At 55.6% G+C, this 25,276-nt stretch carries 23 protein-coding genes; 6 read left to right on the forward strand and 17 right to left on the reverse strand.

The genetic code is table 11. The annotated features are described in order from the left end of the window. Window positions 1-200 precede the first annotated feature (200 nt). From FBR45_RS15320 to FBR45_RS15335, 4 genes are all read left to right on the forward strand, one after another. Window positions 201-1,052: a hypothetical protein gene (locus tag FBR45_RS15320; RefSeq protein WP_138503819.1), complete on the forward strand. Its 852-nt coding sequence runs from the start codon at window positions 201-203 to the stop codon at window positions 1,050-1,052. Between the two features lie 368 nt (window positions 1,053-1,420). Next, complete coding sequence (locus FBR45_RS15325) at window positions 1,421-1,882, forward strand: GNAT family N-acetyltransferase (protein WP_138503822.1); 462 nt, start codon at window positions 1,421-1,423, stop codon at window positions 1,880-1,882. Window positions 1,883-2,185: 303 nt separating this feature from the next. After that, a complete protein-coding gene (locus tag FBR45_RS15330) occupies window positions 2,186-5,335 on the forward strand; it encodes a SusC/RagA family TonB-linked outer membrane protein (protein WP_246082260.1) in 3,150 nt (1,049 codons plus the stop codon). A 14-nt stretch (window positions 5,336-5,349) separates the two neighbouring features. Next, window positions 5,350-6,828 (forward strand): RagB/SusD family nutrient uptake outer membrane protein, encoded by a 1,479-nt coding sequence (locus FBR45_RS15335; RefSeq protein ID WP_138503827.1) that lies wholly within the window; start codon window positions 5,350-5,352, stop codon window positions 6,826-6,828. A 95-nt stretch (window positions 6,829-6,923) separates the two neighbouring features. On the opposite strand, the gene FBR45_RS15340 is transcribed toward FBR45_RS15335, so the two are convergent. From FBR45_RS15340 to FBR45_RS15355, 4 genes are read right to left on the reverse strand one after another with little or no spacing between them, the layout of a single operon-like run. Further along, window positions 6,924-7,190 (reverse strand): DUF167 domain-containing protein, encoded by a 267-nt coding sequence (locus FBR45_RS15340; RefSeq protein ID WP_138503829.1) that lies wholly within the window; start codon window positions 7,188-7,190, stop codon window positions 6,924-6,926. Beyond that, entirely contained in the window at window positions 7,187-8,095 is a 909-nt protein-coding gene (locus tag FBR45_RS15345) for an SDR family oxidoreductase (RefSeq protein ID WP_138503830.1), read from the reverse strand. Before FBR45_RS15345 ends, FBR45_RS15340 begins: the two co-directional genes overlap by 4 nt. Beyond that, entirely contained in the window at window positions 8,092-8,829 is a 738-nt protein-coding gene (locus FBR45_RS15350; RefSeq protein WP_138503832.1) for a peptidylprolyl isomerase, read from the reverse strand. Before FBR45_RS15350 ends, FBR45_RS15345 begins: the two co-directional genes overlap by 4 nt. A 5-nt stretch (window positions 8,830-8,834) precedes the next feature. Continuing rightward, window positions 8,835-9,461: an ABC transporter ATP-binding protein gene (locus FBR45_RS15355; RefSeq protein WP_138503833.1), complete on the reverse strand. Its 627-nt coding sequence runs from the start codon at window positions 9,459-9,461 to the stop codon at window positions 8,835-8,837. A gap of 116 nt (window positions 9,462-9,577) precedes the next feature. Between FBR45_RS15355 and purN the strand changes: the two genes are divergently transcribed. Continuing rightward, window positions 9,578-10,159, forward strand: coding sequence for a phosphoribosylglycinamide formyltransferase (gene purN, locus FBR45_RS15360; protein ID WP_138503834.1), 582 nt, complete (start codon window positions 9,578-9,580; stop codon window positions 10,157-10,159). Next, window positions 10,156-10,557: a hypothetical protein gene (locus FBR45_RS15365; RefSeq protein ID WP_138503837.1), complete on the forward strand. Its 402-nt coding sequence runs from the start codon at window positions 10,156-10,158 to the stop codon at window positions 10,555-10,557. The genes purN and FBR45_RS15365 overlap by 4 nt, the downstream gene beginning before the upstream one ends. A gap of 67 nt (window positions 10,558-10,624) precedes the next feature. Here the strand turns inward: FBR45_RS15365 and FBR45_RS15370 are convergent, their stop codons facing one another. The 13 genes from FBR45_RS15370 to FBR45_RS15430 form a co-directional block, all read right to left on the reverse strand. After that, entirely contained in the window at window positions 10,625-10,846 is a 222-nt protein-coding gene (locus FBR45_RS15370; RefSeq protein ID WP_138503839.1) for a DUF4834 domain-containing protein, read from the reverse strand. Between the two features lie 51 nt (window positions 10,847-10,897). Further along, entirely contained in the window at window positions 10,898-12,445 is a 1,548-nt protein-coding gene (locus FBR45_RS15375; protein ID WP_138503844.1) for a M28 family peptidase, read from the reverse strand. 83 nt (window positions 12,446-12,528) lie between these two features. Continuing rightward, window positions 12,529-13,428 carry a LysR family transcriptional regulator gene (locus FBR45_RS15380; protein ID WP_138503846.1) on the reverse strand — a complete coding sequence of 300 codons (900 nt, stop codon included), beginning with the start codon at window positions 13,426-13,428 and terminating at the stop codon, window positions 12,529-12,531. Window position 13,429: 1 nt separating this feature from the next. After that, on the reverse strand, window positions 13,430-14,071 hold the full coding sequence (locus FBR45_RS15385) for a DUF3226 domain-containing protein (protein WP_138503847.1): 642 nt from the start codon (window positions 14,069-14,071) through the stop codon (window positions 13,430-13,432). 1 nt (window position 14,072) lies between these two features. Further along, window positions 14,073-15,140 (reverse strand): AAA family ATPase, encoded by a 1,068-nt coding sequence (locus tag FBR45_RS15390; RefSeq protein WP_138503848.1) that lies wholly within the window; start codon window positions 15,138-15,140, stop codon window positions 14,073-14,075. A gap of 74 nt (window positions 15,141-15,214) precedes the next feature. Then, complete coding sequence (locus FBR45_RS15395) at window positions 15,215-16,246, reverse strand: hypothetical protein (RefSeq protein ID WP_138503849.1); 1,032 nt, start codon at window positions 16,244-16,246, stop codon at window positions 15,215-15,217. Window positions 16,247-16,252: 6 nt separating this feature from the next. Next, complete coding sequence (locus FBR45_RS15400; protein ID WP_138503850.1) at window positions 16,253-17,929, reverse strand: FAD-dependent oxidoreductase; 1,677 nt, start codon at window positions 17,927-17,929, stop codon at window positions 16,253-16,255. 4 nt (window positions 17,930-17,933) lie between these two features. Continuing rightward, on the reverse strand, window positions 17,934-19,499 hold the full coding sequence (locus FBR45_RS15405; RefSeq protein ID WP_138503852.1) for a polyamine aminopropyltransferase: 1,566 nt from the start codon (window positions 19,497-19,499) through the stop codon (window positions 17,934-17,936). Continuing rightward, window positions 19,492-19,707 carry a DUF350 domain-containing protein gene (locus tag FBR45_RS15410; protein ID WP_077919323.1) on the reverse strand — a complete coding sequence of 72 codons (216 nt, stop codon included), beginning with the start codon at window positions 19,705-19,707 and terminating at the stop codon, window positions 19,492-19,494. The genes FBR45_RS15405 and FBR45_RS15410 overlap by 8 nt, the downstream gene beginning before the upstream one ends. Window positions 19,708-19,718: 11 nt before the next feature. After that, the gene (locus FBR45_RS15415; protein ID WP_138503854.1) at window positions 19,719-19,910 is read right to left on the reverse strand and encodes a hypothetical protein; all 192 of its coding nucleotides are present in this window, start codon (window positions 19,908-19,910) and stop codon (window positions 19,719-19,721) included. Window positions 19,911-19,917: 7 nt separating this feature from the next. Then, on the reverse strand, window positions 19,918-21,216 hold the full coding sequence (locus FBR45_RS15420) for a DUF4178 domain-containing protein (protein ID WP_138503856.1): 1,299 nt from the start codon (window positions 21,214-21,216) through the stop codon (window positions 19,918-19,920). Beyond that, window positions 21,213-21,560 carry an S-adenosylmethionine decarboxylase family protein gene (locus FBR45_RS15425; protein ID WP_138503858.1) on the reverse strand — a complete coding sequence of 116 codons (348 nt, stop codon included), beginning with the start codon at window positions 21,558-21,560 and terminating at the stop codon, window positions 21,213-21,215. The genes FBR45_RS15420 and FBR45_RS15425 overlap by 4 nt, the downstream gene beginning before the upstream one ends. A 23-nt stretch (window positions 21,561-21,583) precedes the next feature. Then, window positions 21,584-25,231, reverse strand: coding sequence for an ABC transporter permease/M1 family aminopeptidase (locus tag FBR45_RS15430; protein WP_138503860.1), 3,648 nt, complete (start codon window positions 25,229-25,231; stop codon window positions 21,584-21,586). Window positions 25,232-25,276 lie beyond the last annotated feature (45 nt).

Raw genomic sequence — 25,276 nt, forward strand, 5'->3', positions numbered from 1 at the left:
ATTAAAGATACGTGTTTCGCCCAAAACAGTACCCGCTGGTGCTCGAAATGAATATCAGGTGAACGCTTACCTTGCCTGTCTGACGACTAGATTACAAAGACTAAATGAACTGCTATTAAACAGCCGAATAACCCGTTGATGTAATTTGAGTTTAATGTGTGGTTTAATAAATTTGGGCAATTACCCCACCGTTAGCTCATATGATTCTCAAGTTCACCATCGCCATCTTTTTTTTAGCAAACCTTGCGCTAAAAGCACAAAATGAAGAGAAAAAATATGAATTCGAGCGATTAACCCGAAAGAAAAATCGTATTCAGCAAATATTGACCTACAGAATAGATCTTGCTACTAACGATAGCAGTTTAACAGAACACAAATTTTACGATAACCTGGGAAATTTAATTGAAAGGCGACAATATGACTCTATGGGCAAACTGAGATACAAGGGTATATTCGATTATAATGATAAAGGTCTGTGTACTCAGGAAACAGGATACGACGGAAACAGTAATTTGCTGCAATTATTTATCTATACTTATGATAAAAATGGTAATCAGACCGACTATCAGCAATTGAGTCCTGATAAAAAAATATGGGTTCATCAAAAGAGCGTCTTTAACTCACAAGGCCAACGTATTAAGCTTTACAATCATTCGGAAGAACGGGGTGGGTTTTATTTGAGTGCTACTTTTGCCTATGACAGCGCTGGTCGTGCCGTTAGCTCTACTACGTATAGTATTGATGGCGATACTGGTAGTAGCGATGAATATCGTTATGATGATAGCGGTAATTTGATAGAAACATACCAGGTCATGGGTGATCAAAAAACACTTGTCTATAAAAATCGATACAATGAAAAAAATCAACTGACAGAAAAACAATATTATCAAAGAAATCAACACATTACTAACGGGCGTCCGCAAGCAGTTCCCTCTGATCGACGAATGCTATTTACTTATGATACAGAGGGTAATGTAATCGATGAATCAACCTGGAATAAAACGACGTTGGTTAAACGTACTCGGTATTATTTTGTAAAGAAAATACCTTAAAATTCTGCCAAACATTGGAAGGATGACGCCCGTATGTAGTTGATAGGACTACGTGCAGCGAGAGGGGAAAAGTAAACGACCTATGAGAAGTAGGTTGTTGTTAGCTTGAAGGCTATATCATAACTTGGGCTGAATGCTCCAATACAAAACAATTTACTGGTTCTCGTATGCTCCTCAGCTTTTTCCGCCACTACATTCCCCGCCCGGAAGCGGCCGTACGAGCCGAGGAACCCGTCGATGCGGTATAGGGCGTTGGATCGTTGGTCGGTACCTATTTTATTGCGCACCCGTTGTTGTGGGAACACAGCAGCGGGTGTTGCATTTAGTGCTGTTCCAATCGGACTCGTATCTATTAACTCTCTGCCGCTATGAATTTACTATACCGGTTGGCAACTGAAGCTGACCTGATCGATATTGTCGGGCTGCTGGCCGACGATCCGCTGGGGGCTGCGAGAGACCCTTTTCAGCTGCCTCTGCCCGAGTCGTACTACCGGGCGTTCCGGGCCATTGCGAACGATCCGAACCAGGAACTGACGGTTGCCGAACAGAATGGCGAGATCGTAGCTATGTTTCAACTCAGTTTTATTCCGTGTCTGACCCACCAGGGGAGTACCCGGGCTCAGGTAGAATCGGTGCGGGTCAAATCGGCGTACCGGGGGCAGGGTATCGGCACTACCGTGTTTGAGTACATTATTCGGCGTGCCAATGATAAGGGAGCCCGGCTGCTTCAGCTCACTACCGATAAGAAACGGCATGATGCCAAACGATTTTATGCGTCGCTCGGCTTTGTTGATTCGCACGAGGGCATGAAGCTGAATTTACACCAATAAACCCTACTGATTCAAACGATGTTGTCGGCTACCTGCGGGCAGCAACGGTCAGGGCGATGATCATACCAATGGGGATGGTCACCGCCCTTTTTGTATTAATCCTAGTATTTATATGATTTGGATCGACTTATAATATATCGTCAAATAAACAATTAGTGGTATAATTCTTATATAAAAACCAATAATGCCAAATTTTATTCCATAAACTTCTTAGTTGACATATTAACATATTAAATTGCAAACTGTTTTTAACGCATAACCATCAACATGAACAGAGTTCTACAACTTATTTGTCTTCTGATAGTGGTCCTACTGAGTCAGGCTGCTATGGCCCAGGGTCAGGTAGTGACCGGAAAGGTAACAGGCGATGATGGATCTACTATACCGGGGGTTACGGTGCTGGTCAAAGGCACAACCCGGGGTACGACAACCAACGCCGACGGCGATTTTCGGATCGAGGCAGCGCCCGGCACCCGGCTTGTGTTCAGCTTCGTAGGCTACAAGTCTCAGGAGGTAGCGGTAGGGAATCAGTCGGCTATCTCGGTTCGGCTGGAGGCCGATGCCACTAATCTGGACGAGGTGATCGTAACGACATTCGGTACGGCCAAGCGGGCTTCGTTTACGGGTTCTGCCGGTACGATCTCGGCCGAGAATCTAAAAACCCGCCCCCTAACCAATGTGGGGCAGGCGCTGGCCGGAGCCGCGGCCGGGGTGCAGACAACGGTCGGTAGCGGCCAGCCCGGTTCGGCGCCGGATATCCGGATTCGGGGCTTCGGCTCGTACTCGTCGGGTAACGATCCGCTGTACGTGGTAGACGGTATTCCTTTTACGGCTAACATCAGCAACATCAGCCCAAACGATATTGAGAGCATCACGATTCTGAAAGATGCGGCCTCAACGGCGCTGTATGGCGCCCGGGCCGCCAACGGGGTTGTGGTGATAACGACCAAAAAAGGCGTTAAAGACCAGAGCACGATTTCGTTCCGGTATACCAAAGGGCTCAACACCCGCGCCCTGCCCGAATACGAGCGCGTCGGTCCGGCTGAGTACTACCCGCTGATGTGGGAATCGTACCGGAACAGTTTGGCCTATCGCGCTACGAGCCCGCTTTCTTTGTCGGCTGCCAATGCCGATGCCAGCAACCGGCTGGTCAGCCTGGTTGGATACAATATCTATAACGTACCCGACAATCAGCTGGTTGGCGTCGATGGGCAGCTCAACCCGAACGCGCGTCTGTTGTATTCGGCCGAAGATCTGGACTGGGCAAGGCCGTTGATGCGCCAGGGCAACCGGGATGAATACAACCTCAGCTTTGCGGGCGGACAAAACAAAACGGATTATTTCCTGTCGCTCTCGTACCTGAGCGACAAAGGCTACCTGATTCGCTCCGACTTTGAACGGTATACGGCCCGGCTCAACATCAATTCGCAGATAAAACCCTGGTTCAGAACCGGTGCTAACCTATCGGCTACCGTGTCGAACTCCAACCAGGCCGATGCCGACGGAAGTACGTCGTTCGTTAACCCATTCTTCTTTGCCCGTACCATGGGGCCGATCTACCCGGTCTATGCCTACGACCCGGCTAATCCGGGGCAGTTTCTGACCCTGCCCAACGGTAACCGGCGTTATGACTACGGTAACCTGACCGCCCTGGGGCTACCCTCCCGTACGCAATATGCTGGTCGGCATGCCATTGCGGAAACCGAGTTGAACCAGAACTACTTCCGCCGGAACGTGCTGAGCGGCCGGACCTATGGCGAAGTAACCTTCCTGAAAGACTTCAAACTGACGGCCAACTTCGGAGCCGACATTACCAACATCAACAACGTGACTTACGGCAACCCCGAAATTGGCGATGGGGCGCCGGCCGGTCGGGCCACGCACGAGTTTCAGAACATCAGCGGCTATAACCTGAACCAGTTGCTGAACTACGATAAGTCGATTGGGAAGCATACCGTAGGCGTGTTGCTGGGCCACGAAAACTTCAGCGTGACCGACAACTTTCTGACGGGCTCCCGCTCGCAGCAGGTACTGGACGGCAACTATGAACTGGTCAACTTTACCACAACGACCAACCTGAACTCGGTATACAACGTTCGGCGGGTAGAAGGGTACTTCTCGCGTTTCAACTACGACTATGACCAGCGTTACTTCGTATCGGCATCGGTTCGGCGCGACGGCACGAGCAAGTTCTACCGCGACAGCCGCTGGGGAACATTTTATTCAGTAAGTGGCGCGTGGCGGCTGGATCAGGAAGATTTCGTGAAAAACATTCCCAGCATCAGCCTGCTAAAGCTGCGCGCGTCGTACGGACAGACGGGTAACGATGGCGGTGGTAATACGGGTAGCTTTGCTGCCAACAATACCATCAGCTACTATGCCTGGCAGCCACTTTTCGCGCTGAACAACAACAACGCGCTGGAAGCCGGTTCGCTCCAGACCAGCCTGGGCAACCGGGATCTGGAGTGGGAGTCGAGCAACTCATCAGACGTGGCGCTGGAGTTTGGCCTGTTCAAAGGTCGGATTACGGGTACGATCGAGTACTTCAACCGCCAGTCGTCGAACCTGATTTTTGCCGTACCGCTGCCGCTGTCAACGGGGATCACGACTGTAACGCGGAACATCGGTACGATGTACAACCGGGGTGTTGAACTTGAACTGGGCCTGGAGCCGGTTCGTACCCAGGGCTTCTCCTGGCGCATCGACCTGAACGCGACCCGCCTGAAAAACCAGATCACGAAGATGCCGGACGAAACTCCGGAGATCATTGACGGCACCAAAAAGCTGTCCGTTGGTCATTCAATCTATGATTTCTGGCTTCGTGAATACATGGGGGTGAACCCCGCAACGGGCGAAGCTCAGTACCGGGCCAATACCTTCGTAGCGGCCAACTCGCGTATTACCGAAGCCGGCGATACCGTGACGACCAGCATCAACAATGCCCGTTTCCACTACAACGGCACCTCGATTCCCAAGCTGACAGGTGGTATCACCAACTCGTTCAACTACAAAGGATTGACGCTGTCGGGCCTGCTGGTGTACCAGATTGGTGGTAAAATTTACGACGGGGCCTACGCGGCTCTGATGGGATCGGGTAGCTACGGTAGTGCCAAACACGTCGACATTCTGAACCGCTGGCAATCGTCCGGCGACGTAACCAACGTGCCTCGGATGGACAACGGCCGGACGGCTGACTTCGATGCGGCTTCTGACCGGTGGCTGACCAACGCCAGCTATCTCAACATTCGGTCGGTAACGCTCGGGTACTCGATTCCGAACACCCTCTCGCGCCGGATATTCGTGCAAAACGCGCAGGTGTACATCAGTGGCGAGAATTTCTTCCTGCTGTCGGCTCGTAAGGGCATGAACGTTCAGCAGAGCTTTGCCGGTACCACCTCCAACGTGTTCAGCCCGGCTAAAAGCCTGGTTATGGGTATTTCATTCTCGCTCTAAACGTCAGACAACTAATGAAAAAAATAGTTTTGACAGTGCTCGTTGGGATGGGCCTGTTTGCTACCTCCTGTAAAGAATCCTATCTGGAAACCTCGCCTACGGGAAGCGTCGATGCCGGGGCTATTTACGCAACGACCAAAAACGCATCGGCCGCTATCAACGGTATTTACCGGGCCATGGTGCTGCGGTATCTGGACTCGCAGGGGCACTTCGGTCATCCGGCCATGATGATCATTCTGGATGCCATGGGCGAAGATCTGATTCTGAGCAATACCTCCAACAACTGGCACCTGAGCGAGCAGCGCTGGATTGCCCACCGGTCTGATGTCAATACCATGACCCGCTTCCCGTATCAGCTGTATTACCGGCTCATCGGTAACGCGAACCTGGCTATTGCCAACATCGACAACGCTACGGGTTCGCAGGCCGAGCGGAATCAGGTTAAAGGCGAAGCCCTGGCGCTGCGGGCCTTTTCGTACTTCAACCTGGTTCAGCTCTATGGCAAGCGGTACGACGGGGCGGCTAAGCCGAACAGCCAGCTGGGTGTTCCACTCGTGCTGACGCCTACAACCGATGGACTGCCCCGCGCCACGGTAGAAGACGTTTACACGCAGATCAACAAGGATCTGGTCGATGCGGCCGGCCTGCTAACGTCGACCCGTACCTACAAGTCGCACATCAATCTGGAGGTGGTCAAAGGGTTTCAGGCCCGTGTGGCGCTCACCCAGCAGAACTGGGCCGATGCGGCCAGGTTTGCCGCGGAGGCTCGTAAGTCGTTTTCGCTGATGAGCATTGCGCAGTATCAGGAAGGATTTTCTGAGATCAACAACCCGGAGTGGATGTGGGGCTTCGACCACATCGAAGATCAGTCGGAATTTTTCGGGGCGTTTCACTCCTATATCTCCAGCAACTTCAACTCGACCAATATTCGGGTGACGCCTAAACTGATCAATAGCCTGGTGTATGATCAGATTCCGGCTACGGACGTCCGGTCGAAGATGTGGGTAAAAACTCCGACAGCGGCCAACTCGGTTGTGCCGGCAGGTGGTTTGCGGGTTGCATACATGACTCAGAAGTTCCGGCTGCCGGGTACGCCATCGACCAGCACCATGGGCGATGTTCCATACATGCGGGCGGCTGAAATGTACCTGATCGAAGCCGAAGCACAGGCGCGGCTGGGCAAAACAGCCGAAGCCGCCGGAGTTCTGTTCGATTTGGTCAGCAAGCGTGATCCGGCCTATGTTCGGTCAACCAAAACCGGTACGGCGCTGATCGACGAGATTCTTTTCCACCGCCGTATCGAGATGTGGGGCGAAGGCGTTCGGTTTACCGATCTGAAACGGATGAACCTGCCCCTGAACCGGAACGGAGCTAACCACAACCCGGCAGTAGCTGTTATCTTCGACGTAAAAGCAGGTGATCCTCAGTGGGAGTTTCTGTTCCCGCGCCGGGAGCTGGATTCTAACAAAGCCATTGTTCAGAACCCGCTGTAAGTTTTTTTAGTGTATAAACAGCAAAGCGCCCGACTCAAATCCGAGTCGAGCGCTTTGCTGTTTATACGCATATGTGAAGACAGCTGCTGGTTGCTCTAGGGTCGGGCAATCCGATCGGTAAACCGCGCCACGGTCTCAGCCGGAGCGTCGATATCGACCCGTTTGTGCTGACTGGTGAAACCCGCCGTAATCGTGACACTGGCTTTGGGTATGCCCAACTGTCTGGCCAGAAACTCGACCAGGTACGCATTGGCTTTTCCATCCTGCGCCGGTGCCTTGATCTTGACCTGCAGGAGTCCGGCCGCATCGTAGAACAGCGAATCAACCTTGCTGCCGGGCTTCACTTTCAGCTGTATCGTCATGCGGGCTGCTGGAGCTGGCTGGCCAGGGTCGCAATACCTTCCTCGAACGAGTGGGGAGCATACCCTAATTCGGTGCGGGCTTTATCGATAATGAAGCCGGTGCGGGGTGGCCGGCGGGCCACCTGTGTAAACGTCGATGCATCAGCCTGGGTAATCAGAGACTTGTCCAGCCCGAAATAATCGGCGGTGCGGATGGCCATTTCGTAGGGCGTCAGTACTTCTTTGCCCGAAATGTTGAAGATACCGGTGGCCTGTCTGGTGGCGATGAGCGCGCATCCGCTGGCCAGGTCCTCGGCCAGGGTCGGGCTGCGGAACTGATCGGTCACGACTTTAATGGTTTTGCCGTCTTCCAGCGATTTCTTGACCCAGAGAATAATATTGCTCCGGCTCATGTCGTGCGCAATGCCATAAACGAGCACCGTACGGGCAATACCCCAGCTGATGCCGCTGTGCTGTACTACTTTCTCAGCGGCATACTTGCTCCAGCCGTAGAAGCTGATTGGGTTGGCCGCGGCCGATTCGTCGTAGGGTCCATCGGCTCCGTCGAAGATGAAGTCAGTCGAAACGTGGCAGAGGAACGCGCCGGTCTGTTTGCAGGCGTCAACGATGTATTCGGTAGCCGTAACGTTCTGTGCCCAGCAGGCTTCCTTGTCGAGTTCACATTTATCCACATCGGTCATGGCGGCTCCGTGGATAACCGCCTGTGGCTGAACATCGCTGATTACGTCGAGGACCTGCTGCCGGTCGGTGATATCCATCGAGCGATACGTATAGCCTTCAGTAAACGGAAGCCGGTTCTGCCCCCGGGCCGTGGCAATCAGCTCAATGTCGGGTTGTTGAGCCAGTAAACCCACCAGTTTCTGCCCCAGCAGCCCATTCGCGCCGGTAATTAGGATTTTTGTCATAAGTATTGATACCCGTATTGTTTGGTAATCTTCTTTTTTTTGACCCACGCGCCGGTCATCCGCATCCGCACATCGGTTACAGGGCGGTCCTGCGCGCTGCGGGGTTGGCGCGCAATGCTGTCGACTACGGCCAGCCCATGAATCACTTCTCCGAAAACCGTATAGCTGCCGTCCAGATGCGGGCTGCCGCCGAGGGTTTTATACGTCTGCTTCTGCGCATCGCTCATTACCCGCTCCGGCGCGCGGCTTCGGCTGCGTTCGATCTGCTTCTGCAGTTCATCGTCGGGCCAGACGCGGCCTTGTACGATGTAAAACTGGCATCCGCTCGACGCTTTGGCGGGGTTATTGTCTCGGGCTGCGGCCAGTGAGCCTTTCTTATGAAACAAGTTCGGAAAAATTTCGGCCGGAACGGTATAGCCTACATCGCCATTACCTAACGGTTCGCCAGGTTTGGCGTTTTTTGAGTTCGGGTCGCCCCCCTGAATCATGAAATTTTGGATAACCCGGTGAAACAGCAGGCTGTCGTAAAACCGCCGGTCAACGAGCTTGATAAAGTTTTCCTTGTGCTTCGGCGTCTGGTCATACAGCACGAGCTGCATGGGGCCGTAGGGCGTTTCGAGCGTTACGAGATAGTCTTTCTTTTTGCCAGGTTTGCCGGGGCCTCGTGCGTCGTTGTCGGCATGAGCCGTTGATAAAAATGGAAGCAACAACAGGAGCCAGAACGCTTTTTTCATTAGGATTAAAGAAGAACCTGATTGGCAAATGCATCTTTCAGGCGCTGGTCGTGGGTTACCACAATCAGGCTGGCCCCGATCTGTTCTGACTGCTGCCGAAGCAGGTCAACCACCCGCGCCGTATTTTCGTCGTCGAGGCTGGAGGTGGGTTCGTCGGCCAGTATGACGCCGGGCTGATTCATCACGGCGCGGGCGATGCTGACGCGCTGTTGTTCACCCTGACTGAGCTGGTTGGCTTTTTTGCTGAGATGATCACCGAAGCCGAGCTGACCGGCCAGCTCGCGGGCGCGGGCTTTGTTCTGCGGTTTTCCGGCCAGGTAATTGGCCAGCAGCAGGTTATCGAGTACGGACAGCGAGCTGACAAAATGCGGTTTCTGGTAGACAATACCCACGTGGCTGGCCCGGAAAGCCGCCGTTTCGGCCGGACTGAGCTTTGTCAGGTCGGTCTGGTTCATGGTAACCGAACCGCTCTGGGGCCGAAGCAGCAGCGCCAGCAGGTGCAGAAACGTGGTTTTGCCCGTGCCTGAGCGGCCGAGAATCAGGAGCGCTTCGCGGTCGGCGCAGTAAACGTCCGGGAAAACGAACTGCCTGGACGAACCGTAGGCAAACGTAAGTTGGTTAGTTGCCAGCATTGAATAGGGGCGAATCACCACAAAAATAGGTAAAAGTTGTATGTTTGAGCCGATTGTCGTGCGTATCGGTTCGTTCAGCTGCGTTACCGACCTTCCGTTACCAACTCGTACCGACCTTGAAACGAATTGCTCTGTTTGCGTCCGGCTCCGGCTCCAATGCTGAGAAAATAGCCGAGTACTGTGCGGCCTATGCCGATATTGATGTGGCGCTCATTCTGTCTAACAACCCCAGGGCGGGCGTAATTGAGCGGGCGCGCCGGTTGCATATTCCGGTGCTGCTGTTTGATCGCACGACATTCTACGACAGCGAGCGGATTACGACCCTGCTGCAACAGCAACAGATTGATCTCATCGTGCTGGCGGGGTTCATGTGGCTGATGCCGGCCGGGCTAGTCCAGGCGTTTCCGGACAGGATCGTCAATATTCACCCGGCGTTGCTGCCCAAATTTGGCGGTAAAGGCATGTACGGCCATTTCGTGCACGAAGCCGTGGTGGCTGCGGGCGAAACCGAATCGGGCATCACGATCCATTATGTGAACGAACGCTACGACGAAGGCCAGATTATTTTTCAGGCCAGTTGTGTGGTAGAGCCCGCCGACACGCCCGACGATGTGGCACATAAGGTACAGAAGCTGGAACATGAACATTATCCACGCGTGGTTGTCGATCTGCTCAACCGACTGGAAACCAAGGTATGAAAACGCTGGGCTGTTTATTGATAATCGTGGGGGTATGCGGTCTGTTAACGGGCTGTTTCCAGCCCATTGTGTATTTGCAGAATAACCCGAACTACCCGGTCGATGTCTTCTACGACAACCAGAAACCCGACCGATCGTTTGAACCCATCCGCGAGCTGGAATCCATTGGCGAGGTGCCGCTGACCGATCGGCAGACCCAGAATCGGCGAATGCTGAGCCGGGGTAACGATATGCAGCAGAAAGAACTGTTGCTGGCCCGGATGACCATGGATGCGAAGAAGCTCGGCGCCGATGCGCTGGTGGGGGTGCGCTACACCTACTTTACCTCGCAGACCACCAACGGCTACCGCATGACGGGCCTGGCCGTAAAATACCGAAAAGAATATGCCGTAGAGTAGCTGGCTATAAACGCAGGAGGGGCGCATCGAACCAGTCGATGCGCCCCTCCTGCGTTGTATCAAGACGTTATTTGATCTCTTCGTAATCGACATACTCGCCCCCCTGAAAGCGCGTATCGCCTTTTGGACGGTTTTCCACGCGCACATCGCCTTCCCGGCGGTTGCTATTCGGGTGTTGCTTCTGTTGCTTAACCAGCTGCCGGCCAACCAGCAGATAGAACACAAACCGGCGCACCGGCGGTACAAACAGAATGATCAGGGTGATGATGAACAGATATTTGAGCAGCATGTCGGATGTCGTTCGTACTGAATAAACGTCGGGGAAGCCTGATTAGTTTGCTTACTGACCATACAAGGCTTTTCCGGCGGCTTCATACTTATCGCCCGCTACCCATTGCGGGCGAGTGGCGCGGTCGGCAATCAGCCGGGCCATGTGTGCATACGCCTGACAAAAGCGATGCAGATACCCGAAATCGATGGAGTCAGGATTGTCGATCGCCTGGTGGTAATATTTACCGATGGCTGCGTCGAAGGCCGTAAAACCCGGTGCGATATCAGGAGCGGGTACGCCTTTGGCCGCAAAATTAACGTTGTCGGACCGGTCGAAGAGGCCCTGTTCGGGGGCGGGTTCGGCAAAGATACCAAGGCCAAACGCTTTGGCCCCGGCTTCTATTTCGGCTTTGGCCCCGGTTCGCTCCAGCCCGATGACCGAAATGAGCGTGGTGTCGTTATAGCCTGCTCCATCGGTATTAAGATCGAAGATCGTCTGTTTCAGCGGTACCAGCGGGTGCTCGGCATAATACCGGCTGCCGAGTAACCCAACTTCTTCACCCGTCAGGGCCAGTACCAGGATAGAACGCTTAGGCCGTTGCTGGGTCAGCGACTTGGCCGCCGACAGCAGGGCTACCGTACCGAAAGCGTTGTCGCGCGCGCCGTTGAAGATGCTGTCCGATGGCTGATAGGGATTGCCGCCCTGTTTACCGACGCCAACATGGTCGAAGTGCGCTGACAGAACCACGTATTCGTCTTTAAGTTTGGGGTCAGTTCCTTCAATAATGCCGGCTACGTTGGCCGACGGCGCCGTTGAGCGGGGCCGTCCCGACGTACGCAGCGTAACCGACTGGCCGGGCTCTTTCAATTGTTTAAATTGATTGTTGGTATTGTTGACCCACAGATGAGCCACCGGCGCGCCCCCATCAGCCGGGGCGGGCAGGCTGACCTGTTCGCGGCTGAAATACTGGTTAACGAAGCCCCACGGAATAGACTCGGCATACAGCTCGATCAGGGCTGCTGCGCCTTTTTCGGTGGCCAGCTGGCGCTTCCGGTTCGACGCCCGGAAGATTTCGCCCGGTCCTTTAGCCTCCGGAGAGCCACCCTGCGCCACGACAATACGGCCTTTCACGTCGCGGCCCTTGTAGCCATCTTCAGCATCGGTTAGGCCATAACCGACGTAAACGACCTCGCCCGACAGGGTAGACGGCCCACCAGCCATCACGACCAGATCTTTACCGAGCCGGAGGGTATCTTTCCCCAGCGTCAGTGTAGCCATCGTGGCCGACCCGACCCGGTCGAACGCAATAGGCTGGAAATAATCGTTTCCTTCGCCGGCGGGCCTGAGGCCCAGCAGCCGAAACTGCTCGGCAATGTAGCGGGCCGCAATCCGGTTACCGGGTTCGCCAGTCCGCCGACCCTGTAATTCATCAGAAGCCAGGAAGCGGAGGTGGGTTTCGGGTTCGGTACGGGGGAGCCGTTGTTCGGGGAGGAGGGCCGAAGACGATGCGTTTCTGGCTTTGGCAGGTGGTGCTTTGGCCGGGCGAGGCTGAGCCGTTACGCTGGTGGTAGTGACGTACAGGCCCGTCAGCAGGGCAAGTAACGAATGCGTTTGCATGATGATTGGGTTTGGGAAGTAAAACTACGAAAAAGGGAGCGAGGGCAGGTAGAGCAAGGGATGAGCGGTCGGCCGTCGGGAGGCTAGTCCCGGCGTTTGTAATGCTGGCGCGCAAAGCGCATAAAGGTATCGGGCAGCCCTTCGCTAACGCCCTGCAGCTGGATGGAGTAGAACTCGCGGTTAATGGTCAGGTTCTGCACGTCAACGATCTTGAGCGTACCGGCCCGTAACTCTTCCTGCACCGCGAATACCGACACAAAGGCGATGCAGCGCGAATAGCTGAGATAGGACTTGATGCCCTCGGTGCTGCCCAGCTGCATTTCGATGGTCAGGTCGGTCAGTTTGATGCCCTGTCCCCGGAGCGCGTGTTCGATCACTTCGAGCGAGCCTGAGCCGCGTTCGCGCAGTAAAATTGGGGTGGCCCTCAGTTCATCGAGGGAGATGTCGTCGCGGTCGGCCAGCGGGTGGTCGGCGCGGCAGATCAGGACCAGCTCATCTTTGACGAAAGGCGTGTAGCGGATGTCGCTATGGTGGGTTCGGCCTTCTACCAGCCCCAGGTCGATATCGTTCCGGAGCAGCGCCTGTTCAATCTGCTCGGTATTGCCGTTCAGCAGCGAAATACTGACATCGGCCGACTGCTCGTGAAACCGAGCCAGAATAGGTGGGATAACATACTGGGCTACGGTCGTACTGGCACCCAGCCGAAGCGCCCCGCCCGGTTCGCCTTTGAGCGCGTTCATGTCGAACTCCAGCTGTCGGTAGGTAGCCATAATGGTTTCAGCATGACGTAGCAGCAGGCTTCCGGCGGCCGTCAGGCTGATCTGATTACCACGCCGGTCGAACAGGGCCGTACCGAACTGGTGTTCCAGCTCCTGAATGTGTTTGGTCACGGCGGGCTGCGTTACGTACAGCTCGGCCGCGGCTTTGGTAAAGCTAAGCCGCTTGGCAACGGTATAAAAAACGTTCAGGCGAAAGTCGAGCATGTTATGGGGTGCTGAACAATCGGTTCAGCCAGTTCACAAAACGCTGACAAAGTTCGGCGTTATGATCAAGATAAGTTTTTGTAATAGCCAGGCCCATCGGTGTACCGGGATCTTTTTGCCAGGCCAGCCAGGTATGAATAAATGCTTTGGCCCTGTGGTATTCTGGGTTGTACCGACTTTCTATGGATTGACGCTCAATATCAAGCAGTGCTTGCTGAACGTAGGGTTTTAGTAAGTCCCCCGGTGGAATCAGCGATGTAATAAAATTCTCCAGCATGCCTGATTGTAAATTATCGGGCATGAGCCAGATCCCAATTCTAGGATAGAGGTTTCCTGAGTTTTGAACGAATCCACGCGGTTCTGGCTCCTCCGGAAGCTCATAGCCAAATCGCTCTAAACTAGTTCTTAAGCTTTGCCAACGATTTCTCAAATCCTGGTCAGCGTCTAGAATAACGCCAACGGTTTTGATTCCTTCTTGTTTTAAATCGACGGGCAGTCGCCTGAGAACTTGACTGTTGCTTTGTGCATCAATTACGTCAAACGATTCGGCAACTTGGTATTTTTCACAAATAGCCCAGATAACATGTTGGTCATCGTTGCCCTCTACTAGCAGCTTGGCGTTGAACTTCTCATCTATTCTCATATTACCGCACTTCGATATTGAATTCGACGGCAGTTCCCAATTCCTCAGGTGAGTAATCGACAGCTCGAACTTCACCTTCGTGAAGTTGAAGACGAATCACCTTACCCGCTTCTTCTGAGCTACCTTTTTGGGCAAGTATTGACGTGAATGCTCTTATTGTATCACTGCTGTGCGTGGTCGCAAACACTTGTATGTTAAGTCGTTCAGTCAGGTGGAAAATGACTTCCCACAATTTCTCCTGAACGGAATAATGTAAGCCATTTTCAAACTCATCTATGAATAAATAGCCATTCTCGCAATTAACCATCGCGAGAATAATAGTTAGAATCCGGTTAATACCATCGCCCATTGAACGGAGAGGAAGTTGCTGATTGCTATCTTCCAGGCGTACGATCGGGTAGCGCTTGTTGCTTATAATATCGGTTCTGAAATTCAGTTTGCTGACTCTGGAGTCTATGATCCTGAGTGCGTATACAACCTCTTCTTCCCAATCTGTTGTGGCAATTTCGTCGTATAAGTGCCCTACGTTTACAGCATTGATCTCGTTCGAACGAATAAACTGGTTTTTTATATCTCGTGGCTGCAGAAACGAAAAATCGCTTCGCGTTTTGGCATCGAGTATATGATAAGGCTGTATAATGTTGTGATCTGCGTCAGAGTCTACTTCAAAAAATAACAGCTTCTTGGTCGGCGTTATCTCTACTTCCGAAGGGGCTGGCTCCATCAAACGCAAACTAAGCGTTAACTGACTTTTTGAACCATTCCGTTCAGTGGTAATCTGGGCTGAATCTTCTTTGGTACGGCTTACGCGATTGGTAAATAGGGATGCCAGCAGCGCCTGAGCCCGTAGCTGCGGCTCTTCAGATGTTGATTCAAATGTGCCATCTCTGGTTTCCAGGATCTCATATATAGTCTGGAATCGCCCGTAGTTGGCCCATATGTAAATTGCCTCCAGTACCGATGTTTTACCCGTGTTGTTCTTGCCAACCAGCAAGTTTACCCGGCCTAGCTTCCCGATGGTCAGATGACGCAGGTTGCGGTAGTTTCGGATGTCGAGAGAGCGTAACATGGCTGTCAATGATTAATGCTAGTCAAAGTACGGGTTAATACGAATACGAACAAAAAGCGACACTTACTGGCTTCTCAGGTAGCCGTTCCGGCGTCGCGTCGCCAGATGAATCCGTCCAGTACGTAATGCGTTGCCTGTGGCAGGGCCAGTAGCGGCACCAGTAACGCGAGCAGCCACTCGCTCTGAACGGTCGGCAGCGCCTGGAAGGTGCCGAATACGGCCCCGTGTTCGCGCCAGACCAGACCGTCCCAGATGCCCTCTTCCAGGTACGCCAGCCCGATTATAACGCCCAGAAAGAGGACCAGCCGCAGCCATGCGCGCTGCGCCAGCGCGGGTCGGCGCCTGAACCCGGGCGGGTTGGTGAGCCAGATCAGCGCCAGATACGGAATGCCGTGCGACACGACGTTGAGCAGGGTAAACGCCAGATCGCCGTTGAGATAAACAATGCCGACGTACCACGACAGGGCCGTGCCGAGCACCAGCAGGTTGCGTGGCCGGTTAACGGTGCCGTATCGAAAACCCGTGACCAGTTCTTTCGCCAGATACAGGCCGAGCAGACCCACGTATAGCAACGTGGCGACCTGCCGACCCAGCGGCCAGTCGGTCTGCCAGAAATCGCCGTCGGTAAACCAGTTAAAATTCCGATTGGGGGTCAGGTGCCAGATTAGCAGCGGATAGAGCGTGGCCGCGTAGATGGTCATCGTGTCGAGCCAGGCAAACCGACTCGATTCGCTGCGCGCATAGAGCCGCAAAAAGCCGTACTGCTGCCGAACAAAATGGAAAACCGCCAGATAGGCCAGAGCCCGCCAGAACACCCCCGCGCCAAGGCTGTGCAGCCCAACTCCGACGAGATAACAGATGGTCGGCACCCCCACGAACAGCCACCGTTGCCGCCGAAACCGCGCCCGGTCGAAGTAGGTGCGAAACAGGGTGCTGTACACATGCGCCACATCGATCAGGACGACGAGCAAAAACCAGCTCAGTACCGGCATGTCGGCGGTTGTCCGGTAGCGGTCGGGCAGAAGCATCACGATCAGCAGGGCTATAAACGGCGGCATCAGGATGAACACACCATCGTAGCGCGGAGAACGAATCCAGGGTTGCATAGGCCGTCAGACGGGGTGGGTGGATGGGTGCAGTGCCTGAATTATTTCGCGTGCGGCCCGGATGCCCTGATAAAAGGCTTCTTCGAAAAGAGATATCCCGCTCAGATCCGAATGGGCGAAAAACAGCTGGTTGCCGATCGAACGCATAGCCTGCTGCCGGGCCTCACCCCAGACGAAGCCGGGGGTAGGCGCTACCATACCATGACCCCATACCTGCACATCGATTTGCTCAACAGAGGGCGTAACACCGGGGTGCAGGGCCTCCAGCTCGGTCAGCACCCGATGAACCCAGTCTGCGTAGGTCAACCGATAGGCGCGTTGGCGGGCTTCGTGGGGCGGGGCATCGGTGAGGGGCCAGTAGAGGGTTATAACCCGTTTGGGCTGGTCACTCACGTCCTGATGGTTGGCGGTGATGTAGCCCACCGAGGCCGTATTGTAGCCGACGTTATCCCAGCAGAGGGGCATACCGCCACCCTGGGGCAGGCTGTTAACGGTCAGGTTAGCCACCAGCCAGGGTGCGCTGTGTACCTGATCGGCGAAGGCGGCCCGGTCGGGAGCCAGGGGCCTGAGCAGTGACTTCGTTACAACCTGCGGAGTGGCCAGCAGCACCGCCTTCGCCTGAATAGCGATGGTCCGTTTGGCGGCCACATTGTAACACAGCACCCGGACCCCGTGCTCGTGTGGCTGAATGGCATGGGCCAGATGATGGGTTAGTAGGTTCGGTTGTTCAGGCGGGCTGTCGACGGACTGGCGGAGGTGGTCGAGCAGAAAGCCGTTTCCCTGGGGCCATGTCAGCACATCGCTGGCCGCAACGAGGCCGCCCGTTTGTGTACGGCCCTTTCCTTTTCGGGCGGCAAAATAATGAAGCCCGGCCCAGGCCGACACCGTTTCGGGGGTGGCGCCGTAGTCGTCGCGGCACGCATAAGACAGGTACCAGCGCAGATAGGGCGAGGTGTACCCGTGCTGGTCGAGGTAATCGGCAAAGGAGATAGTGTCCAGCGCCCGAAAGGTCGGGTCGGCCGACGAGCGATCGAGTGGAATGGCAAAGGCATCGCGACCATCCTGCCCTGTGGCCTGTTTCAGGGTGTCGATGAGGGCAAAGAAGCGCGCCAGTTGCGCCCGGTCACTGGCCGGAACGCCCCGCTCCGGCACCAGCCCTTCCTGCCAGTGACCGTCTATGAGCAGCCGTTCCTGCGGGTCGTGGCAGAGGTGATATTCGTTGTAGATGGGCTGGCCCTGGTCGGCAAGTCCCGTTATGGTGCCGACCTCGCGCAGGAAATCGATCAGTTCGGTGTTGCGAGGGTCGGGTACGGGCAGATAATGCGCTCCCCAGGGGTAAGCCGATACGGCGTTCTGGCCATGGCTCGAGTTGCCGCCGGTTTGCTCGTCGAGTTCAACCAGTAAGGTGTTTGACAGGCCCTGCCGATGCAGCCACCGCCGGGCCGACAAACCGGCTATGCCACCGCCTATGATCAGGACATCGAGATGCTGTTCGTGAGTTGGAGCCGGGAAGGCCGTACCTCCGCGCAGCAGGTGACCCACGGCCTGGTTGGCGCCACGCAGCTGACCCTTGATGGGTATTGGCGCGGTGGTCGACCGGCAGCTTTCCAGGGCCCAGGGCCCGGCCAGCAGACCCGCCAGGCCAAGCCCCGTCTGGTGCAGAAAAAATCGGCGGGTTGGCATCGGCTCAGTGGCTGTAGGGGCCCCAGTCGTCATCAAAATAACGAACCAGCGCCTGGTTGTTGAGTCGGTTGATATCGGTAGGAAGTTCGGCCATGTCGGTGGGGAAATGGGTGAGGTCGGCCAGCGTTCGGGCGTTGATATAGCGCAGTCCGGTTGGTAGCCTGACGGCGCGATGAACCGACGTCAGCGGCCGGTTGCGGGAAGCCAGCACGTAGCCCCACTCGCCAAACGACGGTACGTACGCATGATACGGCATGGTCTGGAACCCAACGGCTTCGAGCGTATGCGCAATGCACCAGAACGAGCGCCGGGCTACGTAGGGTGAGGTCGACTGAACCACTACGACGCCGTTTGCCGACAGGAGTTTGTCCAGTTCGCTGTAGAAAGCGGTGCTGTACAGTTTCCCGATCGAATAGTTGGCTGGGTCGGGGAAGTCGACCACGATCAGGTCGTACCGGCTGGTGTCCTGCCGAACGAACAGAAACGCATCGGTATTGAGTACCTGCACCTTCGGCGCCAGCAGCGACCGCTGATTCAGCGCCAGCAGCATCTCGTTCTGCTGAAACAGCTGCGTCATGCCGGGGTCGAGGTCAACGAGCCGGATGGCATCGAGTTGCGGGTATTTCAGCAGTTCCCGTACCGCCAGCCCATCGCCACCGCCCAGCACCAGCACCCGCCGGGCTGCCGGATTCTGCTGCATGGCCGGGTGAATGAGGGCTTCGTGGTAGCGGTATTCGTCGGCCGACGAAAATTGCAGGTTGCCGTTCAGGAACAGCCGCCACTCGCGGGCATTACGCGTCAGTACAATTCGCTGATACTGGGTGGTTTTGCTGTAGATGACCTTATCCTGAAACGCCAGACTTTCGGTATAGGTCATAATCCGGTCGGCACCCAAGAACCCGGCCAGCATCAGCATCGACGCGACAATCATAGTCAGGGTGAAGCTGCGCCGGTAGGGTCGCGTATCCTGAAAGCGGTACAGTACCACAGCTGCCACTGCCAGATTGAGCAGTCCGAAAAACAGCGAGGTACGCACCAGGCCCAGCTGCGGCACCAGCACCAGCGGAAAAATCAGCGACGCCAGCAGCGCCCCAATATAATCGAAGGTGAACACGCGCGAGACCAGATCCTTGAACGCGTACCGGCCTTCCAGAATCCGCATGAGCAACGGAATCTCCAGCCCGACCAGTATCCCCGTCAGCCCCACCAGCGCGTAAAGAACTACCCGGAACGACTGCACATATTCGAACAGCACGAATAGCAGCGGGGCCGACCAGCCGCCGACCAGACCGACCAGTATCTCAATCCGGATAAACCACTTCAGCAGGGCGCCGTCGAGGTATTTTGAGAGCCACGAGCCAATACCCATCGCAAACAGATAGGTGCCGATGATGGTCGAAAACTGGGTAACGGAATCGCCCAGGAGGTAGCTGGCCAGCGTACCGGCAATAAGCTCGTAGATGAGTCCGCAGGTAGCAATTACAAACACCGATACCAGCAGCAGCACCGGCAGCAGGTCGGGCCGGGATGCGTTGCCGCGCGCTGATCGGGGTTGTTCTTCGCTAACCATGAATGGCCGAACTGATGATCAGGGCTACGGACAGCATGAACGCAGCCGCCACAATAGCCAGCGCGGTATTGTGCTCCTCCATGATCTCTTTCCAGAGCGTTTTGGGCGTGAGCTTGTCGAAGATGTAAAAGCTGACGACCAGAATCAGGATGCCGATCAGGGAGTAAACCACCGATGCCGTGATCAGTTTGGGGTTCAGGTATTCCATAAGGGTAGCAGTTATTTGTGGTAGAAATGAGTGCGGCCAACGCGGCCCCCCGAGCGTCCGCCCGAGCGGTAGCCCTGCCGTTTCTCGACCGACTCATCATCGTCGCCGAGCAGGCGGGTGCCGGTAACGGTAGCCCAGGTGAAAACGCCCAGCGCCAGGAGTACAACCAGGCCGTAGAGCCGAACGGGTTTGAATTGGTTCATCGGTTTATCAATCGTCCATGGCGCCGTAGTCGCTCTCGGCCCAGCGCCGTTGTTCGAAACTGGCTTGGCGGATGTAGCTCATAATGGGGTAGATCAGCAGAGCCGCCAGTATCAGAAAAATGTTGGAGTGCAGGGTAGTATTCTGTTTGACCGTGATGCGAACCGGAGCGGGCATGGCGTTTTCGGCATAGGGCTGCACCTCCAGATGATACCGCCCCGACGGTACCCGCGACAGTACGGCCGATTCGCTCTGACGGCCTTCGGTCCAGCTTTCGCCCCCGCTTACCCCCGAGTAGTATTCAATGCTTTTGGCAAACTCGTAGGCGTCGCCCGTCTGGTCGTTGACGAGCCGTACCGCCAGCTCGACCCACTGGTTGGTCAGGGTTGTGTTCATCTGAACAGCGAGGGCGGTTGGGCCTTCTACCGCAAACGAGGGGCTGATAAACTCGCGCAGGGCGTTGCCTTTCGTCGAGTCGCGCTGGCTGAAAAACGATTGCTCGATCAGCGTAGGTGATGATCGGAATCCGTTAAAAATCAGCATAATCAGCAGTACGGCCAGGCAGGCTCCGATCGTCAGCGATATGAGCGGAGGCAGTAAGCCTTCGGTGGGTGAGGGTTGTATGGCGCCTACGCCCAGCGGCTGCGGTAGGTCGTTATCGAGTCCGAAGGCGTCGGCAATGGCCTGCCGGGAGCGGTGCTCGGCCCGGTACCAGCTCGCTTCCTGTTCGTTCTTCTGCTCGCTGGAGAGCAGGTAGGGGGGCGCGATGAACTCGTATATCGTCAGCGCTTCGTCTTCCCGGATATTCCAGTCGAACTCCCCAACGGCCGCCAGCAAACGGGGTTGGTAATGGTGATACAGCTGGTATTCCCGATCGTCGTCGGTGACGGTCCAGGAGCGGGCCGATTCTTTGAGGATGGTATAGTCATTTCGCGGGGCCGGCCGGATAAACTGCCAGTGGCCGTTATATTCGGCCAGTTGCGCATAGCCGACCACCGGGCTGTACAGCACGTACTCGCTCCACTCCGCCGACGCGCCGGCTTCGGTCTTACGCATGAATCCGACTACGCGGTAGGCGTTGCCGCCCAGCGTACCCGACGCGCCGATCGGTATGAGCGGCTGCGTACGTAGTTTCTGGAAGGCATGGATAATACGCGCTGGTCCTTCGTGTTCGTATTCGAACAGGGTAGCGCAGGCCGGGCAGGCGTAGAACGAGCTACCCGTAACGTCATAATACGTAATCGACGTCTGGCAATTCGGGCAGGTCAGCGTGGCCGATGGGGGCGTAGTCGGTACAGAATCGGTCATCGGAGCAGTTCGGTTTTGGTTTGCTCGATGCCCTGAAAGAACGACAGGGTTTCGGTGTAGATCTGCCGGACCCGCGCCTGGTTATCGCGCCGGTAGTTGGATAGGAACACATCGAAGGTAGCCAGTCCGTATTCGGGCCAGGTATGCATCGCAATATGCGACTCGGTGAGGCAGATCGTCACCGTAAAACCGCCGTTCGGGAAGCTGTGGTACACCTCGCCAACGTTGGCCAGGCCGAGCGTGTCGACAAGCTGGTCGAAGTGCCGTTTGCAGCTGCCGGCATCGGTCAGGGTCGATGCCGGCGCTGTAAACTGGGCCAGTATGTGCAGGCCGGGGCTATACATAGTTCGTTCAGGAAAGCCGGAAGTTACAACAGATCGACATTCACCAGATTGTCGTCGGATACGCGGTCGATGAGTTTGTTGTACGGGTCTATACCAGCTTTGACTGGTTTGCCTTTTACGGTTACGTCAATGACCTGCTCGCCGGGCCGAATGCTGCGCTTCTGCATCAGCAACGGCACTTTGATAGTCAGCCCATCTTTGTTTTTGCTATCGGCAGTCAGTACTGCAATATCGGCTACGACGGGGTTTTTACCTTTGCTAACCTCTTTACCGGTCTTGTCATAATACTGCGTTTCGGAACGGATGTAGAGCCGGACCTGGTAGCGGTCGTTGCCGAGGGCCTTGGCTTCGGCTTTGGTGATGCGGTTGTCGTAGAGCGTCAGTTTTTCGAAGTTGTCGGTCAGCCAGGGCCGGAGCGAGTCGGGCGTAGCGGCCTTCAGGAATCCGTACCACTCCAGCGAGGTCGTGAAGGGGGCTTCCTGCCGGAAACGAGCGGCCTTCATGTAGTCGTTCATCGCCTTATTGACCCGCTCTTCGCCAATATAGTCCTGCAGGGCATACATCAACATCGATCCCTTCTGGTACCAGACATAGCTGCGGGTATCGTTGTCGAGCATATTGGCTTCGAACTTGTCTTCGTTCGATCGGCCGCGCAGGTACTGATCGAGGGCGTACTTGAGGAACTTCGGCATGGCATCGGCTCCGTATCGTTGTTTCAGCACCATCAGTGCCGAATATTCGGCCATGGTCTCCGAAATCTGGTTGGCGCCCCGGGTGCGGCTTGGCATAATCTGGTGACCCCACCACTGGTGGGCTACTTCGTGGGCGGTTACGTAATAGGCGTAGTCGGTCTTGTCGGGGTCGCGGAAGTCGCCCACCCAGCCAAACTCTTCCGAATACGGCACCGTAGTCGGAAACGACTGCGCAAACGAGGCATAGCGGGGGAACTCCAGCACCCGCAGCACCGGATACGGGTAAGGCGCGTAATTCTTCGTGTAGTAGCTGAGCGATGCCTTCATGCTGGCCATAAACCGGTCGAGGTTGCGCTCGTGGCCGGGCTGGTGGTAGATCTCCAGCGCCACCGTCTGGCCGTCGGGACCAGTCCATTTGTCGCGTTTGACGCCGTAGCGGGCCGAACACATGCTGAAAAAGTAATCGGAGAAGCCAGGTAGCTTATACTTGAAATACTTGCGCGGCTTACCGTCGGGGCCGTTGGCTGTCCAGGTCTTCAGCAGCTCGCCGGGCATGATGGCCGTCTGGTCGGGAGTTGTGGAGATGGTTCCCTCGAAGGTAACCCAGTTAGCATCGGTCGTGAACAGAAAATCGCGCAGGCCGCGCGGGTCGGTCTGGGTGGGTAGCGACCATTCCTTGATGGGCAGACCATACTTCTTGCGATACTTGTCGCTGCTGAGTTCGGCGTCGCCGTTATAGCCGAAGCCGGGCAGGATATCGACGTTGAAGAAGGTGCCGTTGCTCAGGATATCCCGGTCGTTGCCGCTGTTAGCGAACCCGACATACTGACCCGTTACGGCCATCTCCATACGGGCGCTGTCGCCGGGGTTGAGGGGTTTGCTCAGCCGGTAGATCGTATAGCCCATCGCTTCGTCGCTGAATACCTTGCCGGGAGCTGTGCCGTTGATGGTGAAGCGCGTCAGACTGCGGTGAAAGTTGTCAGGCGCCATACTGATGTGCAGTGAATCGATGGGCCGATCGCCCTTGTTGACGATCACAAACTGACCAGCCGCTACGGCTTTGAAATCGTCGGGGTAGATATCCACGTTTACGCGGGCGCTGGTGATCTTGGGCTGGAGTGCGTTGCGGTATCTGCTGTACTTCTTCTCGTAGCCGGCGAGTCGTTCCCGCCCTTCGTCGGCCGAGTAGTAGCGGTTTTTGACGCTGACGTTCGTATAGATCCAGGCGCCCATGCTGACAAAGGCCAGCAGCAGGATGGCGAATACGGCGATAGACACCCGACCCATCCGCTGCCGGGCCAGCTGCCAGCGGGCTTTAAAGGCGGTATCGCTGCCCCGGTTCCAGAACCACAGCGCCAGCACCAGCAACAGGCCACCGAACGCATACCAGTAAGCCCGAAAGGCAAACAGGCCGGTCAGGTAATGCCCGAAGCCGTTCATATCCGAAATAGTAACCCCGCCCCCCGAAAACGGGATAGCCAGCCGGTAGCCGAATTCGGCAAACTGTGGCACGGCCCAGATCACGATGTATACGGCCAGCGTAACGATATGACCCGTGAACTTCTGGTTGACGAGCGTATGGACAAAGAAGGCCAGCATCACCAGCTGGAAATACTGGGTAAAGCCAATGGCGAGCAAGTCGCGAAAATACAGGCCAAATTCGTAGTTGAAATACCCTTTTACCGTCTGGTTCAGCACCCCCGATACCAGCACCAGGCTGCATAGGAGCAAACAGACGTACAGCATCGACAGTAGCTTAGCGCCGTAGTTCATCCAGTCGGGTACGGGCAGGGCATCGGCAATGGTGTCGTAATGCACCGACTTGTCGCGGTGAACAACCTCGCCGGTGTAGAAAATCAGGACGATCAGGACGAAGAAAAAGAAGGTGCCGTTGCGAGCTTCTAGCATGGCGTAGGTCGTGGGTAGCGAGGGTGTTCCGTAAATCTGCGAGCCGAACCAGCCGTCGAGGAACAGGAAGAGCACCGCACCGAGCAGAATGGCTATGAAATACGGATCACGAACAATGCTGCGAAACTCCAGCCCGGCCTGCCTGAACATCTGCCGAACATAAGCGCTGGTCTGGAAAACAGGCGTCGGTTTGGGTAGACTGGCCAGCGACGGGATCAGTACCGGTTCTTCGGCCCCTTTTTGTTTCCGGCCGAGTTTAACCGCCAGGAATCGGGTGAAACTGAATCTGAACAGGGTCAGGCCAAAGATCAGCAGCGCTACGGCGCCCCAGATTAACCGATTGGTGAGCAGATCACCTTCCAGGGGTGCCAGGAGTGTGTTCTGTTCAATCGGCGACCAGTATTTGGTAGCGTTGTCGTAGGCGTAGGAACCGAACGGATCGAGCAGGTTGACCAGCCGCTTGTTGTCGAGGTCACTGGCCAGGGTGCTGCCCAGCAGGTACCCGATGAACAACAGAATGCTGGCTGCGTAGGTCGTAAAAACCTGCCGCGAAAAGGCAACCAGCCCGAAGAAGATGCTGCCAACCAGGAACATATTCGGCACGACAAACAGCAGGAAGGGGTGGGCATAGTCGCGGAACCGGATGGGCCCGAAGCGTTCGGTGTTGTCGGCCAGGTTGAACACCGGCCCCAGCAGCGACCCCACTGCAATGCCCAGCAATCCGACGATCATGATCCCCAGCAGCACGACGAACGACCCGAAAAACCGCCCCAGCAGATAGCCCCGCTCGGTAACGGGGAAGCTAAAGAAGTAATTTTTGGTGCTGTGTTCGATGTCGCGGTAGACCGGCACACCCATAATGGCCGACGCGATGAGCATACCGAAGATCGTCAGCACCACAACGAACTGGCTGACGGCATAGGGCGAGTTCACGTTGGTTTTCTCGGAGGCCGGACCGCTGCCGTAAATGACAAACAGGAACGTGAACAGGAATAAAATCAGGGCGTAGAGGTATGTAGCCGGTCGTTTGAGCCGGTACGCCACTTCAAAACGGAATATTTCGAAAAACATAAGTCGTAAGGGAGTTAGAGTAGAAACCTAAGTCTATCACGCGGC

The organism is Spirosoma lacussanchae (assembly GCF_005870035.1).
Lineage (GTDB): Bacteria > Bacteroidota > Bacteroidia > Cytophagales > Spirosomataceae > Spirosoma > Spirosoma lacussanchae.